Raw genomic sequence first — 15,423 nt, 5'->3', positions numbered from 1 at the left:
ATTACTATTATTAGCCTTTACCTTCCATGCAGATAAGCTCTTAACCTTTTGTTCACCATCTGATGTAAGATTATCTAACTTATTTGTTGCAGCGTTATTAATTTTAGCCTTTGTATCATCATTGATATCAACCGTTACGACCCCATCTGCACCAGTTGTAGCAGTCGTCATAGTACCGTTTTTAAAGTTCAAACCTTTCTTTAATGTAACGGTCTTATCTGCACCATCATTATCCTTATAGGTCAACTTAGTAGTCTCTGCTACTTTAGTTGGATCAATGCCAACTTTGTAAGTTGCCGTATCTTTATCTGCGCTAAGCTGAGGTGTCACAGTAATCGCACCATTAGGATCCGCCGCTGTCATTGTAACCGCTTTAACAGCTTCTTGTTTAACTGCTTTTTCAGACACAGTTACGGTTACATCTTTACCAGCTGCAGTAGTTTTAGCAAGACCAGCACCTTTAATATTTAAAGTACTATTAGCAAGATTAACATCACCTGTGCCAGTATCTCCAGCTACTTTCAAATTCACACTCTTTAACTGTGCCACATTTACAGCATCTGTATCCGCTGTACCAGCAGCCACCCCTGTGATTTGACGTGTATTAGTCTCGTTACCTACAGCAAAAGCACCTAAAGTAGATGTCAATGCTTTACCAGCTAAAGCGCCATATTTATCGGTTCTAGAGTCATTTACATTATAGCCTGCTACACCGCTAGCTGTGCTTGCTTTAGACTGTGAACCTACAGCTACACCATTCGCTACAGTAACAGTTGCACCAGTACCTAAAGCAGTTCCTTTAGTAGCAGCAGTTGTTGTAGAAGCATCCGGACCTATAGCCATAGAATCAGTTGCTTCTGCACCTTTATTAGATTTATTTCCAGCCAAATCAGATTTAACAGAAATATATTTAGATAAAGTCTTCTCAGCTATTGCATATAACTGAGAGCCATTCACCGCATCTGTAGAAGTTGCGCTGACAATACCAGGAGCTACATTTTTAAGCTGACGTTCATAACCAGGAGCACCAAAGGATACAACGTCACCAGGCAACACATTTTCACCACCGGCCCAGTTAACCGTATCACCATTGCTCAAAGTATAACTTGTTTGTGCCACACCCGCTGCATCAGTATTAGCACCACCACCGATTGCAATGGAGTTATCCCGATTAGCTTTTGCACCGGCACCAATAGCGATAGCGTTAACTACATTACCAGCCTTACCATCTAGGCGAGTAGCGGAATCCGCCCCCATGCCGAGAGAAAGACCCAAGTCACCAGCTTTAGTTTTCATCCCAATGGCAGTCCCTGCATGACTAGCTGTAGCAGTGATATATTGAGGCAATTGGATATTCGCCAAATCAATAGATGCCTGTCTCAATGTCCCCGTTTTAGCTTGTCCAGTGTTAATATCTGTATAAGTTACAGTTCTAGCGAATGCAACCTCTACGTCATCACCACCGACTACAATAGAGGAATCCCCACTAGCTACAGTATTACCGCCGATAGCAATAGATTGAGAACCCGTTGCTTTAGCACCACTATCATCAGAAGCTCCACCAATAGCAATTGCCTGATCTTCTGTTGCTCGAGAATGTCCACCGATAGAAACACTATTATTACCACTAGCAATAATCCCAGAGCCAATACCAATTGCCCTATACCCATCAACTGAAGAAGTTCTAAATTGACTGCTTGTCCCTATAACTATACTAGACATATTACTTGTAGTTGCATACTGACCGATTTTAATAGAACCTTTGTCTGTTAGCTCCGACGGTAAAGTCGCCCCCATAACATGGGCTGCACTACCAGTTACCGCCAACACAGCAAAAACACTAGTCAATACAGCTTTTTTAGCACTATAGTTATTAGCTATCTCAGACACAACTACATAACACTCTTTGCTTTTACTCCAAATCACCTTGAAAATCTTATTCATGAAACACTCCTATTACAAAAACTATAACCTAAATATCCATTTATAAAACCTCATACTTACATATGAAAGCTTATAATTAACTATAATATTTATAATTATATAAAATTTTCAATATAACAATCAAGATAATTTCATTTTCTATTCATGCTTTATCATCATATAAGAATCCAGTATTTACAGTATTATTTTAATTCTATTTTAGACTTTTGCCATCTTATAAGTACATTATTTTACTCATTCATATATTAGTTTATGAAATTTTATTCATTTTTAATGCAGATTTATCTTTTTACAGTTTTTTTATATGTAACTATGCTAAAAACGCAAACAAAAACGGATAGCTCATTACGAGCTATCCGTTTATTTCTTTGGTGATCCAGGAGGGATTCGAACCCCCGACCCACGGCTTAGAAGGCCGTTGCTCTATCCAACTGAGCTACTGAACCATGTGGATTCCCTATATAATTATCTATTATAGTATAAATTATGTACTATGTATCGTCAACTACACCCTATCTTAGTATACCCTAAAAAAGGCAAAAAAAAATGGAGCGGGTGAAGGGAATCGAACCCTCGCGACCAGCTTGGAAGGCTGGGGCTCTACCATTGAGCTACACCCGCAAATAAAAAATGGTCGGAGCAGCAGGATTCGAACCTGCGACCCCCTGGTCCCAAGCCAGGTGCGCTACCAAACTGCGCTATGCCCCGTCATTAATTACTTTGCTATTATAGCAAACCCGGTAGTTGATGTCAACCACTACTCTTGCTGAGTTCTTACTCTCTCGAGTATCGCTCTGCAACGAAAATTATTATATCATTGATAGAAACTAGTGACAAGTACTTTTTTACAACTTTATTAATTTTTTTACTGATACATTAATACATTCTTTAATATATATCTATCCTTACTTCTATTATTCTATATGCCTACGCCTCTGTATCATTTTAATCTATAGATTATTCGCCCTAATAATATAAAGCCAATCATATGCTTAATCGATCATATAAAAACATGCACCCCTTTCGAGGTGCATGTTGTATTGTTCTATAGTTATTTAAGATTATAAAATGCTAGTAAAGCAAATAAATTAACCTTCGTAGCTACCATCTTCTATTGCTTGAGGATTTTTAGCAATACCTTGTTTTACAGCAACTTCAGCAACTGCTTTCGCAACAGCTGGAGCTACGCGAGGATCAAATACGGATGGCATTACGTTTTCTTCGTTCAATTCACTATCAGGAATCAAGTGAGCCAAAGCGTCAGCAGCAGCTAATTTCATTTCGTCAGTGATTTGAGACGCACGAACGTCGATAGCACCGCGGAATACGCCTGGGAATACTGCTACGTTGTTGATTTGGTTAGGAGCGTCGGAACGACCTGTACCAGCAACGCGGATACCAGCAGCTTTCATATCAGCATATGTAGCTTCTGGGTTAGGGTTAGCCATTGCAAATACGATTGCATCGTCAGCCAAGTTTTCCAAAATTTCTTTTGTGAAAGCACCTGCTGCAGATACACCAAGAAGAATGTCGGCGCCTTTAGCATTTTCAGCCAAGTTGCCATGTTTTTCTTCAAGTTTGAGCAAATCAATCAATTCAGCTTGCAAAGAGTCAAGACGTTTGTAGTCTTTGTGCAATACGCCAGAGGATACCAACAATGTGATATCACGAGCACCTGCAAGGTACAATAAGCGAGCAATGTTTGCACCAGCAGCACCAGCACCGTTTACAACGATTTTAGCAGTAGCTAAATCTTTTTTAACTAAACGAAGAGCACCTTTTACACCAGCTAAACATGCAATTGCAGTACCGTGTTGGTCATCATGGAATACAGGAATTTCCAATTCTTCTTTCAAACGATTTTCAACTTCATAGCATTTAGGAGAGGAAATATCTTCTAAATTAATGCCAGCAAAGTTTTTTTGCAATAATTTTACTGTATTGATCAATGTATCAGCATCTTTTGTATCTACAACCAATGGAATGCAGTCTACATCACCGAATTTTTTGAACAATAAGGATTTACCTTCCATTACTGGCAATGCTGCTGCAGCGCCAATATCACCAAGACCAAGTACACGAGTACCGTCAGATACAACGGCAACCATGTTGGAACGGCAAGTTAATTCGAAGGATTCTGCCTCATTATCTTTAATACGCAAACATGGTTCTGCTACACCTGGTGTGTAAGCTACAGATAAATCATGAGCGTCTTTTAATTCATATTTAGTTCCTACAGTAAGGAAACCTTTTAATTCACGTTTTTTTTGTACAGCTAATTCACGTACGTCCATAACAATTCTCCTTTGTGGATACACTCGGACTCTTTAGAGTCGGTAATTTATACCTTTAACTAATTGTATTATACAAAATGCTAAATCATAATTCAAGTTTTTTCGATATAGTTTTTCGAATTTTTTAAAAACAACTATCATTAAGCTCCAGTAGTAATAAAGATTAAGCTCCAATAGTAATAAAGTAAATTATAAAAAAGTAGATAAACCATATAAGGCTTATCTACTTCAAGTCGATCTTCGTATTATACGATAAAAGCTGTCACACCAATGTTATAAAAGCGGTCTTTAAGCTTTTACAGATGGCAAATTGCGTCCATAGAAGATTTCCATCATTTCTTGTTTTAATTGATGTTTAATTTGCTTGATTTCACGATCGCTCAACTCTGACTCAGTAATGCCAAAAAGATAATTATCTAAATCAAATTCTTTTAACATCATCTTAGTATGGAAAATATTTTCTTGATATACATTTACATCAATCATATTGTACATGTTGCGGGTTTTTGCACTGATGTAGTTTTGAATAGAATTGATGCGATGATCGATATAAATTTTCTTACCAGATACGTCACGAGTAAAACCACGCACATGATAATCTAAGGTAAGAATATCAGAGTCAAAACTTTGAATTAAATAATTCAGTGCATTTAGTGGAGAGATTTGTCCACATGTAGAAACTTCAATGTCGGCACGGAATGTACTAATCCCTTTGTGCGGATGACTTTCAGGATAAGTATGTACAGTGAGATGCGATTTATCTAGATGCATAACTACATCTTCTTTTTCAATTTCCTCTTCAGAAATCAAAATCGTAACAGACGCACCTTGAGGATCGTAATCTTGTTTCGCTACATTAAGGATGTTAGCGCCAATAATATGGCTAACTTCCGTCAAAATAGCCGTTAAACGATCCGCATTGTATACTTCATCAATGTACTGAATGTATTGTTTTTTCTCTTCTTCCGTACGAGTATAACAAATATCATAAATATTAAAACTCAATGTCTTTGTGAGATTGTTAAAACCATATAACTTCATTTTAGGCTTTGCTTTAACTGGTGTATCCATGATATGTCATAACCCTTTCCATGTATAGACTTACTATTTCTTTTGAAAGTTTCGCAAACGAAGCTTTCACCATATAACTAAACAATATCTTGTTTATACACAAACTCTACATCAAACTGTCCATTATCGTAGGTAACGATGGCAAAAGTACCACCGGAGCGATCACGAGCCAAAGAAATACTGCCAGGATTTACAAATACCGCATCACGGGCACGAACCTCACCATGATGATGGCTATGACCGGACACGATGAGTCGCGCACCCATGTCAGTTCCTAACTCAATCAATTTTTGTATTCGATTATAATATGATACCTCATGACCATGAGTCATGTAAATATAGGTATCTTCAAGAGGAATTAATTGCTCTCGTGGTTCAAGCGGTTGCACACGGTCGTTGTTCCCACGCACAGCATATACAGGAATATCCGTATGTTCCTGCATATAACGTGCGTCATCTCCAAAATCGCCACCGTGAAGCCACATATCAATGTCTTGATCAGCGGTAGCAGCCAAGACGAGGTCGATATCCTCTAGATACCCATGAGTATCACTTAAAATTCCAATTCGTTTCATTGTATTTAATCTCTAATGCCACTATATTATATATTTATATGAACTATACCATATAGTTCAGAAATATCAAAGCTTACTAATTAATTCGCGTAATGCTCGACCACGATGGCTAATCGTTTCTTTTACGTCGATGCTAAGCTCTGCCATCGTCTTTTCAAATTCAGGTACATAGAAGTATGGATCATAGCCAAAACCATTCTCCCCTTTTGGCTCATCTTGAACAAGTCCATCACAATAGCCTTCCGCAGTAACTTCTCGACCATCAGGATATACAAGCGCTAAAGCGCATACATAATGGCCTGTACGGTCACGTTTACCCTGTAGTTCACGAATTAATTTCTCATTATTTGCATTATCATCACCATGATGACCTGCATAACGCGCAGAATATACACCTGGAGCCCCATCAAGAACATCTACAGTAAGACCAGAATCATCAGCTAAACAAGGTCGATTTGTAGCCTTAGCGTAGTATCGAGCTTTTAACAGAGCATTTTCCATGAAGGTGGTGCCAGTTTCCTCTGGTTCCTCAACGGAAATCACTTCTTTCACAGGTACGCAATCGATAGACAAATGAGAGAATGCCTCTGAAAACTCACGAATTTTTCCTTTATTGCCTGTAGCAAGTACAAATTGTTCCATCTTACACCTCTGGCGCTGTTGGATATACCTTACCAACTTTATCTGCTGTCGCACCAAGTACTTCACGTTGTTTAGCCATGAGCTCATCAGTAGCAGTTTCTGCTAGATCAAGTAAAACATTGAGTTCATCACGGTTAAAGGTACCGTGTTCGCCTGTACCTTGTACTTCAACCATATTGCCAGAACCGGTACGAACTACATTCATATCTACGATGGCAGCACTATCCTCTTCATAGCAAAGGTCCGTAATAGGACCTTCTGGACCAATACCTACAGAGATGGCTGCACAAAAATCAGTAATTGGGAATTTTCCTGCTCCGCCAAAGGTGAAGTCTACTGCATCAACGAGGGCTACAAAAGCACCCGTAATAGATGCTGTACGCGTACCGCCATCCGCTTGGATAACGTCGCAATCAATAGTAATAGAGCGTTCGCCTAAGGCTTCAAGGTCTACGACAGCGCGCAAAGCACGGCCGATAAGACGTTGAATTTCTACGGTACGACCAGTTTGCTTCCCCTTTGCGGCCTCACGACTCACGCGAGTTTGCGTAGAACGTGGCAATAAGGAATATTCCGCAGTTACCCATCCTTGTCCAGAACCTTTTAGCCAGCGCGGCACAGAATCCTCAACAGTGGCCGTACAGATAACCTTGGTCTTACCGCACTCAATGAGTACAGAACCTTCTGCATACTCTGTAAAATTCCGTGTTATTTTAATAGGTCGCAATTGACCGGCTGTTCTATTATCGCTGCGCATAGGAACCTCACCATTCTAAAAGTAAATATTAGAACGCCCCTTACATAAAGGGGCGTTATTTCTTATATTATATCACAATTTTACTATTTTTCAGCATTACGAATTATATTGTAATTCGCGATTCTAACATGATAACTCGCGTTATCATTTACGGAGATTAACATTATAGTTCATATTGGCCGTTGCCGAGTGGATCCACCACAACATAACGGCTAGCTCCCCCTTCTGCTTTGGCTCGTTTTGCTTCTACAATAGCATCTTGACGCGTCCCTCCATCTGCTTGCCAAGGAATGAACATAGCATATACACTTTGCGGTCCATACGGTCCATATTGTCCTCGTGAAAGCACGCTATGCCAGCCTACCTTGTTTTCATACATGCGCACCTTTTCAAGTCGCTCCTCTTGTACACCCGTTTCATCGTAGTACACGTTATAATGATTAGACCAAACATCCCCTGTACGTACGCGCTCGTCTTCGGCCATCTTATGCCGGTTAGCCCATTGTATTTTCCACTTGGCGATTAAATCATCTATGTAACTAGTTACATTTTGACTCTGTTTGTATTTAACAGGATCAAAGGCAGGTTCTACGACTTTGCTATAATCAAGACCTGCCATGGATAAAATGATACCCGTATTTACATATGGCAACGCTTCTTGTACGGAATAGCCTCCTTCAAGTACAGCTATATCCGCTTGTAACAAATCGACTAATTCTGCATACCCCTTCGCAGTTACCTGCATATTAGCCAACGGATCACTAAAGTGATTATCTTGTCCTGCCGAGTTAATGACGATATCTGGATTAAACTCTTCAAGAATAGGCAATACAAGCTCACGCATGACCTTCATCAAACCTTCGTCACCGGTACCAGGAGGTAGTGGAATATCTATATTACTACCGATAGCCTGAGGTCCACCAAATTCATCCATAAAGCCTGTTCCTGGATAGAGGGTTCGTCCATCTTGGTGAAAGCTAATATACAATGTATCTGGATCGTGGTAAAACACATCTTGAGTGCCATCACCGTGATGTACATCAGTATCTACTACGGCAATGCGTTTGATTCCATAGGTTTGGCGCATGTGTTGAATCATAACGGCTTCAATATTAATCGTACAGAAGCCACGAATACCATGAACCATAGCCATTGCGTGGTGACCTGGTGGTCTTACTAACGCAAAAGCACGGTCTACTTCACCGCGCATGACTGCATCAGCTGCCGCAATAGCACCTCCAGCAGATACCCGATGAGCTTCAGTCACCCAAGACTCTAAATCTGGAGCACCAACGTGAACCCGCTCTATTGTATCCCAATCCGCTACTATTGGATTATATTCTCTAATATTGGGTATATCTAACAGACCTTCCTCTACGATTTGATCTCGCGTATAGAGTAAACGCTCTTGTCGTTCAGGATGTGTTTCAGAAATTTTCCAGTCAAACGCAGGGAAAAAGACAAGGCCTAAACTGTGATGATATTTAGCTTTATCAATAGTAGAGCTCGTAGCCTCATCCTGTTTAGTATCCATATTCAGAATACCATGACGCTCTCGATAGGATAGTCCTTTATTCCACATAGTGTTTCACCCCCGCCGCCAGTTGTACTTTCACAGTAATTAAACGCTCCATAGATTGCCATCCCTCTACTACAGGGAAATCCTCAATGCTAATGACCTCTATCTCTTGCACCGTATCTAAACCTAAACGTATCGCCTCTTCACTAAGAGTTTCTTTTGCTCGTTCCACAATTTGTTCCGCTCGTTTTAAAGTACAATTTTGCTGTTTAATACCTAATTCAGGAATAACAAGCAAACGACGTTTTGTATCTACATGAACAGTGAGTTCGATGGTAGATAAAGCTAGCGCAGCACCAATAGCATTCGCTACGGCTGCATTTTCTGGAATCGTAATAGGTAAATCCATATATTCTCCAATGCTCGCTCCGAGACTTGGCGCCGTGCCTCCTACTACAACAATATGTTCAGGCACAAATATATCAGGATTTACAATATCTGCCACCACATAAATAGGGCGTTTATTCTCAACCGTTATAACCTCATCTACGCCACGTTGAATCGTTTCCAACGCATTTTGTAGGATTAGTCTTGCTACATCAGAGGAGGTCTTAATAAGAGTTAGTTGATTATTTAAGGTATTTACATTATTAGATTGCAACGTAGCCTGGATAGCATCTGCTAAATCTTGTAAAGCTCGTGATGCTAGATTAAAGTCGCCATAGTTCGCGTGACCGAGCACGATAAGTGCATCCCCCAAGGTAGGTTCTATCCCACCTAGAGCCACTGATGGTCCCACTCGTTCAGGACCTACGGTAAGATTACCATTTTTAAGGCGAATTACAGATTCCCCACCAATACCGACGGAAGTAACGGCGAAGGATCGCACTGCACTTGGATACTCACGGATAGATACACCATTTTTTGTCATCAATGGTTTACCATGCTTCCAAAGGGATATATCCGTTGTAGTACCCCCAATATCTAGAGCCACTGTATGCTTATTACCTATAACGCCGAGAGCCGATAGTCCAAGAACTGTTGCAGCAGGGCCTGTAAAGGCAGTCTCTACTGGACGACTCACCATATGCTCCATAGGTAGAGAACCACCATCGGCCTTTAAAATGTGAAGTGGAGCCAATATATTCCGTGCACTGAGAGCATCTTCAACATTTTTCTTAAACACCGTAAATACGGGTGTCACAGCGCTATTAAAATAAGCACTAATAGTACGACGAGGGAAATTTAAAGAACCACTTAATAAACTGCCATTAGAAATTGTATGATACGTATTTTTCAATTCCTCTGTAATAGATAGTTCTTCTTGAGGATTCCGCACCCCAAATTTAGCGGACACAGCAGCCAAATCGGTACCACTACGTGCTTGAACCATGTTGGCTATACCACGTACAGCATCAGCAGGGGTACGCTCTACAACGATACCTCTATGATCTGTATAACCTTGAAGATATATAGGTTCCACGGGGAATATATCATCTACATTACGGCCTGGACCTGTAATCACATAGAGATCTACTACTTGCTCCTTCGCTTCTACGATGGTATTTGTCACCACGGTAGTAGATAAGGTTACTTGTTCAATATTTGATGTATCATAGCCCTCCAAAACCGCATCTAAGGCCTCACCTATACCATTCATTAGATTATCCTTTGTAGTCCGCCTCTTCGCAGTTGCCACTACACGATGGGCATCAATGATAACCGCATCGGTAAAAGTTCCACCTACGTCTAACCCTAGTAACATATAACCTCCTTTTAGTATTAATAAAGAATCCATACAAACTCAAAACGTAGTAAAGAAAACTCCATTTAAGCTACCATATACTCTCTATTTGATCTAATATGCAATCCCTATTCAAATCTGCGTATAGTCCATATTCAGGCTCATTATATAAAAAAGCTGTACCCATCTCTATGTGATGAGTACAGCCTTCTGTTATTTACCAGATACAGATGCGTAATTTTTGATGATAACAATCGGAGTCATTTGACTATCGTTACCAAATGGATTATCAATCAACAATTGTGCAATTTTTTTAGCGTCAATTCCACGACTTGTACCTAAAATAGCGGACCGTTTCAAATCATTAACATCAGCTACAACGGCACCGTAACAACCAGTGCGAGATACAATTTTCTCAGCCACTTTATCCGGATCCTTTGGACCAAATACAATGTGCTTATCAAATGGAGGCATAGTCCCCGTTACATCATCTGTTAAGGATGCAGCCCGAGCAATTGCATAGAATACCCCTGGTTTACGGAAAATTTTAGCAATAGCGCCTAAAATAAAAGCACCTAATACCTTCCATTTACCATCCAAATTCATAGCCGATTGCATACCATAAATAGATGCCATGGATCCATCTGGATGGATAAAACGATTAATTAAACGAGCTTGCCAGCACACATTTAGCTCTTCAGGACGTGTAAAACGACCTTGCGTAATAGCTACTACAGATTCAGCAACGCATACGATATCTTCAGGTCCAATATTATGTCCGCCAAATTCAACGATAGCATCAACGATGTCATCATTATCTGTAAGGATACGTGTTGGCACACATACTAACTCTAATTCTGCCATTGTTATGCCTCCTTATTGAACCATTGCTGCTTGAACTTCTTCAGCAGTCAAACGAATACGCTGTTTATCAATATGATAGTCTGTCCGGCCTACGATTTGGTAGTAAATATCGATGTCCATATAAGGGAATCCCTTAATATCTTCTCGAATATTGCCAGTTTTACCTGTTAATGTAACATATACACGAATTGTGCCACCTTTGCGTGGTTTGATAATTATAGCTTCAAAATATCCATCTTGACGCGGACGATTAATATCCATAGCCCAAGCATTTACTTTAACGGCATCAAAATGTTCTTCCGGTAATAATGGACGTGGAAATAAGTCCATTATTGTGCCCAATTGGCGCCCTTTATTTACAAATGGTATATCACAGAACAAAGTAATGGACTCAAAACTACGATCAGACACTTGGAAGTTCGTTGCCCGTTTCGCTAATAAGACAATATTTTCATTACCTTGTTTCAACACAAACAAACGGAATAATAAGTACAGAGCTGCAACAGCCACAATAATAGCTATTACTGCACTGAGGATGTTATAAAACCACATAGGGTATCTCCTTTATAATGTAATATGTTCAATGGTACGACGGCTTGTATCAAGGAAGGATGCACTCAACGTATCACCAAGTTCGACATCCTTTGTAAAATACAATGTCACGGTGCCTACAGTATCTTGATGATTGAAAAGATTTTTACTCTCTAGTCTGTGACGAACCAATTCACTTGTTTCAAAAGCAGGATCAATGAACTGAATGCGACACGATGTTAGTTCCTCTAGTAAAGGTTGTACAAATGGAAAATGAGTACACCCCAAAACAACAACCTCAATTTCTCGAGATAATAAAGGTTCTAAATAATCCTTGCATACTTCACGAACAAAGTAATCATCTAAATGACCTTGTTCAATAAGCCCCGCCAACTCTGGACAAGGTTGTTCCCAAACAAAAACCTCATGATCAACTTCTAAAGCCACATGCTTATGAATATGACTATTTACAGTGGCCACGGTCGCCATAATACCGATAGTCTTGCTTTTACTTTTATTAATAGCTGTTTTTACACCTTGTGATACACCAATAACTGGCACAGATACAAGTTCACGTACCGCATCAAGAGCCACAACGGTGAAGGTGTTACAAGCAATCACCATCAACTTAACAGGCTGCTTTTCTAGCGTCTCCGCAATACGGCACGCTAAATAAGTGATTTCATCATCACTGCGATTACCTACAGGATTATTCGCATTATCACCGATATAGATAAAATCTTCGTTAGGAAATTGTTCTTGTAATACCTTTAACACAGATAGTCCGCCTACACCAGAGTCAAATACACCGATAGGCAATTGTTGTACATTACTCATGCGGCATCTCCTCAACAGCTGCTAACATAGGCAGATAGAAAGTATCGTCTAATCGCACAATTTTTCCTGTTAATTTTGACATAAAGGCGTTCTTAGTTTCCCCCGTAGCAAGTATTGCACCATCACTAGCACGGCGCATGCGATAGCGAAACACCATTTGAGCCCTCGTCATCTTAACCAAATACGTTTCGATGTGAAGTTCATCATCGAAATTCGCAGGTTCTTTATAATTGCAAGATACATTCATGATGGGAAATACAATATCCTCATTCATCATATCCCACAAAGTGACACCGATCTTACGAAGGAATTCAATGCGCGCCATTTCAAACCATCTAAAATGATTACTATGGTGAGCAATCCCCATCATATCAGTTTCATAAAATCGTACATTTACTGAAGCAATATGCATAAATTCTGTCCTTTTTAAATAGTATACAATTTTTATTCTATATCTATTACTTTAGTGTGTCAAATAAATAAAGGCAGTTCAATCACTATGGATCAAACTGCCTAAAATGGTAAAAGTTAGCGACTGCTACCAAATGGAAAGAATTTTTTTGCCTCTTCTTGATGACTCGTTTTGATATAACGATTCGCAATCTTAAAGGCTAATCCGAGTACTGCCACATCATCTACCCAACCTAATACAGCAATCGTATCCGGTACAATATCAATAGGTAATACCAAATATCCTAAGGCACCTGCAATGACCGCTTTTACATATTTGGGAGTGTCCTTGTCGCGAAAACAAAGGAACAAGGTTACTGCTTGTTGTACAAAGGCAAGTTTCTTACCATATCGACCAAGAAACCCTAAAAATCTTGATTCGCTAAAATACTTACCATATTTAATAATCTTAAATGGATTCATAGTAATAATAATCCTTCAGCGTTTATTTACGCAAACCGCCAATTTTATCTTTCGCTGTGTTAACAGTGTTTGTAGCAACATCTTTTGCTGTCTCTACAGCATCAGAAGCTTTAGTTTTTGCAGTTTCTACTGCTACCTGTGCAGAAGCTTTTGCTACTTCTACACCACCTTTTGCGAATTCTTTAGCTACTTCAATACCTTCTTTAGCAGAATCAAGTTTTTCTTTCGCTGCATCAGAAACCTTTGCTACAACTTCTGCTGCGTTATCATGAATTTGATATTTTGTTTCATTATTCCATTTATTGATGGCAGGTGTTACTTTTTCTTCGTAAACTTGCTTTAAAGATTCTTTAGCAAGACCTGTTTCATTAGCAATCCCAGCCCATACGTCACGTTGACCTTGAGTGAATGGAATACTAGCACTTGCATCACGAACGATTTCAGAAGCAATAGCTTTACCATTTTCAAGGAATTCAGCAACCATCGGTTTGTAACGTTCGATATCAGAAGGCATACCATCTTGAATCCAAATATTTGCAATTTTACCAATAGCATAAGTTAAACCGATAGCTACAGGAACGCGAACAGCTTTAATTGGAATTAGAAGGGATACTGCAGCTGTACCTACAGCTGTGCTAAGACCACCTACTAAACCAACTACAGCACCAGCTTGCAATTCTACGTCATAAAGATGAGCAATACGAGTTACCATGTACGTAGCATTGGCGCACAAAGCGACACTGCTGAATTTAGAGGATAATGCCAATGCTGCCGCACGACCTGCCCCCCAGAAAATAAATTGTTCAACTTGATAGTCACGATCTTGAGATCCATCCATAAGTGGCTCAAGTGTTACGCCATTATATTCTGCCATAAGTATTCTCCTTTGTTGTGAACCAACTATAGGTCTTATTATTAGTATTATTATACCATTCTATTGATAGAAGTGAAATGAATTTTTCTAATTATCCATATATAACAGCTTCTAATATTTTCTATATTACCAACTTGTGAGTCCCCCATCGATTGTCCATGCTGCACCTGTCACAAAAGAAGCCTTATTACTCAACAAAAATACAATTACTTCGCCAATTTCATGGGGCTTAGCAATGCGACCTAGTGGGTAATGTTGGCCCATTTCAGCCTTTGCAGCTGCCGCATCTTGATTGGCATTAGCAATCTGTTTGTCCACTAATGATGTATCTACATCACCAGGACACACACAGTTTACACGAACACTGTGAGGTGCCATTTCAAGGGATAGAGATTTTGTAAAGCTCACTACAGCCCCCTTTGATGCACCATATACAGAACACGCTACATTACCTTGTAAACCTGCATCACTAGCGATTGTTACAATACTGCCCTTTGATGATCGTAAATAGGGAAGCGCCGCTTGACATAAGAATACAGTACCTTTTACATTAGTCCCAAACATTTCATCAAAAGCTGCCTCTGTAACATCAGCTAGCAACTCTTCTTCATAGTAGCCTGCAGCTGTTACAAGAGCAGACACTCCACCAAACAAATCTACTGTTTCTTTTACAATTCGCTGACAATCCTCAATTTTAGATACATCACCTTGAATATATTGTACCTTAGATGAATAACGACGTAGCTTAGTTTTAGCCTTTTGACCAACTTTTTCATTTCTACCATTGATGACTACACACCAACCTTCTTTGAGTAAAAGCTTTGCCGTAGCAAATCCAATACCCGATGTACCACCACTGATCAATGCCACTTGTACATCACTTTTATGAGGCATACCT

Annotated in this window: 15 protein-coding genes and 3 tRNA genes; all 18 read right to left on the bottom strand. The window is 39.7% G+C overall.

The window, feature by feature from the left end; genetic code table 11:
- Nucleotides 1-1,944 (bottom strand): ESPR-type extended signal peptide-containing protein (locus tag E6X37_RS06455; RefSeq protein WP_316689700.1); only part of this gene is annotated, 1,944 nt, incomplete at its 3' end.
- A 369-nt stretch (nt 1,945-2,313) separates the two neighbouring features.
- Nucleotides 2,314-2,390: transfer RNA gene (locus E6X37_RS06450), tRNA-Arg, on the bottom strand.
- A gap of 101 nt (nt 2,391-2,491) precedes the next feature.
- Nucleotides 2,492-2,565, bottom strand: a tRNA-Gly gene (locus E6X37_RS06445).
- 10 nt (nt 2,566-2,575) lie between these two features.
- Nucleotides 2,576-2,652: transfer RNA gene (locus E6X37_RS06440), tRNA-Pro, on the bottom strand.
- Between the two features lie 380 nt (nt 2,653-3,032).
- Nucleotides 3,033-4,238 carry an NAD(P)-dependent malic enzyme gene (locus E6X37_RS06435; protein ID WP_155086409.1) on the bottom strand — a complete coding sequence of 402 codons (1,206 nt, stop codon included), beginning with the start codon at nt 4,236-4,238 and terminating at the stop codon, nt 3,033-3,035.
- Between the two features lie 288 nt (nt 4,239-4,526).
- Nucleotides 4,527-5,309 (bottom strand): adenosylmethionine decarboxylase, encoded by a 783-nt coding sequence (speD, locus tag E6X37_RS06430; RefSeq protein ID WP_008715652.1) that lies wholly within the window; start codon nt 5,307-5,309, stop codon nt 4,527-4,529.
- Between the two features lie 77 nt (nt 5,310-5,386).
- Nucleotides 5,387-5,884 (bottom strand): metallophosphoesterase family protein, encoded by a 498-nt coding sequence (locus E6X37_RS06425; RefSeq protein ID WP_287550296.1) that lies wholly within the window; start codon nt 5,882-5,884, stop codon nt 5,387-5,389.
- Between the two features lie 66 nt (nt 5,885-5,950).
- Nucleotides 5,951-6,526 (bottom strand): XTP/dITP diphosphatase, encoded by a 576-nt coding sequence (locus E6X37_RS06420; protein WP_077708203.1) that lies wholly within the window; start codon nt 6,524-6,526, stop codon nt 5,951-5,953.
- 1 nt (nt 6,527) lies between these two features.
- Nucleotides 6,528-7,283, bottom strand: a complete 756-nt coding sequence (gene rph, locus E6X37_RS06415; protein ID WP_278466842.1) for a ribonuclease PH — start codon at nt 7,281-7,283, stop codon at nt 6,528-6,530.
- Between the two features lie 163 nt (nt 7,284-7,446).
- Entirely contained in the window at nt 7,447-8,865 is a 1,419-nt protein-coding gene (locus E6X37_RS06410) for a histone deacetylase family protein (protein ID WP_316689699.1), read from the bottom strand.
- On the bottom strand, nt 8,855-10,567 hold the full coding sequence (locus E6X37_RS06405; RefSeq protein ID WP_316689698.1) for a hydantoinase/oxoprolinase family protein: 1,713 nt from the start codon (nt 10,565-10,567) through the stop codon (nt 8,855-8,857). Before E6X37_RS06405 ends, E6X37_RS06410 begins: the two co-directional genes overlap by 11 nt.
- Before the next feature lie 192 nt (nt 10,568-10,759).
- The gene (locus E6X37_RS06400; protein WP_004693597.1) at nt 10,760-11,410 is read right to left on the bottom strand and encodes a coenzyme F420-0:L-glutamate ligase; all 651 of its coding nucleotides are present in this window, start codon (nt 11,408-11,410) and stop codon (nt 10,760-10,762) included.
- Between the two features lie 12 nt (nt 11,411-11,422).
- Complete coding sequence (locus E6X37_RS06395; RefSeq protein WP_004693598.1) at nt 11,423-11,962, bottom strand: hypothetical protein; 540 nt, start codon at nt 11,960-11,962, stop codon at nt 11,423-11,425.
- Nucleotides 11,963-11,974: 12 nt separating this feature from the next.
- Entirely contained in the window at nt 11,975-12,778 is an 804-nt protein-coding gene (gene murI / locus E6X37_RS06390; protein ID WP_012863984.1) for a glutamate racemase, read from the bottom strand.
- Entirely contained in the window at nt 12,771-13,190 is a 420-nt protein-coding gene (locus E6X37_RS06385) for an acyl-CoA thioesterase (RefSeq protein WP_012863983.1), read from the bottom strand. Before E6X37_RS06385 ends, murI begins: the two co-directional genes overlap by 8 nt.
- Before the next feature lie 116 nt (nt 13,191-13,306).
- Nucleotides 13,307-13,651 carry a YkvA family protein gene (locus E6X37_RS06380; RefSeq protein WP_012863982.1) on the bottom strand — a complete coding sequence of 115 codons (345 nt, stop codon included), beginning with the start codon at nt 13,649-13,651 and terminating at the stop codon, nt 13,307-13,309.
- A gap of 22 nt (nt 13,652-13,673) precedes the next feature.
- Nucleotides 13,674-14,525, bottom strand: coding sequence for a hypothetical protein (locus E6X37_RS06375; RefSeq protein ID WP_077708199.1), 852 nt, complete (start codon nt 14,523-14,525; stop codon nt 13,674-13,676).
- 126 nt (nt 14,526-14,651) lie between these two features.
- Nucleotides 14,652-15,419, bottom strand: a complete 768-nt coding sequence (locus E6X37_RS06370; protein ID WP_021147817.1) for an SDR family NAD(P)-dependent oxidoreductase — start codon at nt 15,417-15,419, stop codon at nt 14,652-14,654.
- Nucleotides 15,420-15,423: the final 4 nt, after the last annotated feature.

This window comes from Veillonella parvula (genome assembly GCF_032550495.1).
Lineage (GTDB): Bacteria > Bacillota > Negativicutes > Veillonellales > Veillonellaceae > Veillonella > Veillonella parvula_G.
Note: the sequence above shows the minus strand (reverse complement) of the source record. Positions and strands in the feature narration are given on the sequence as shown.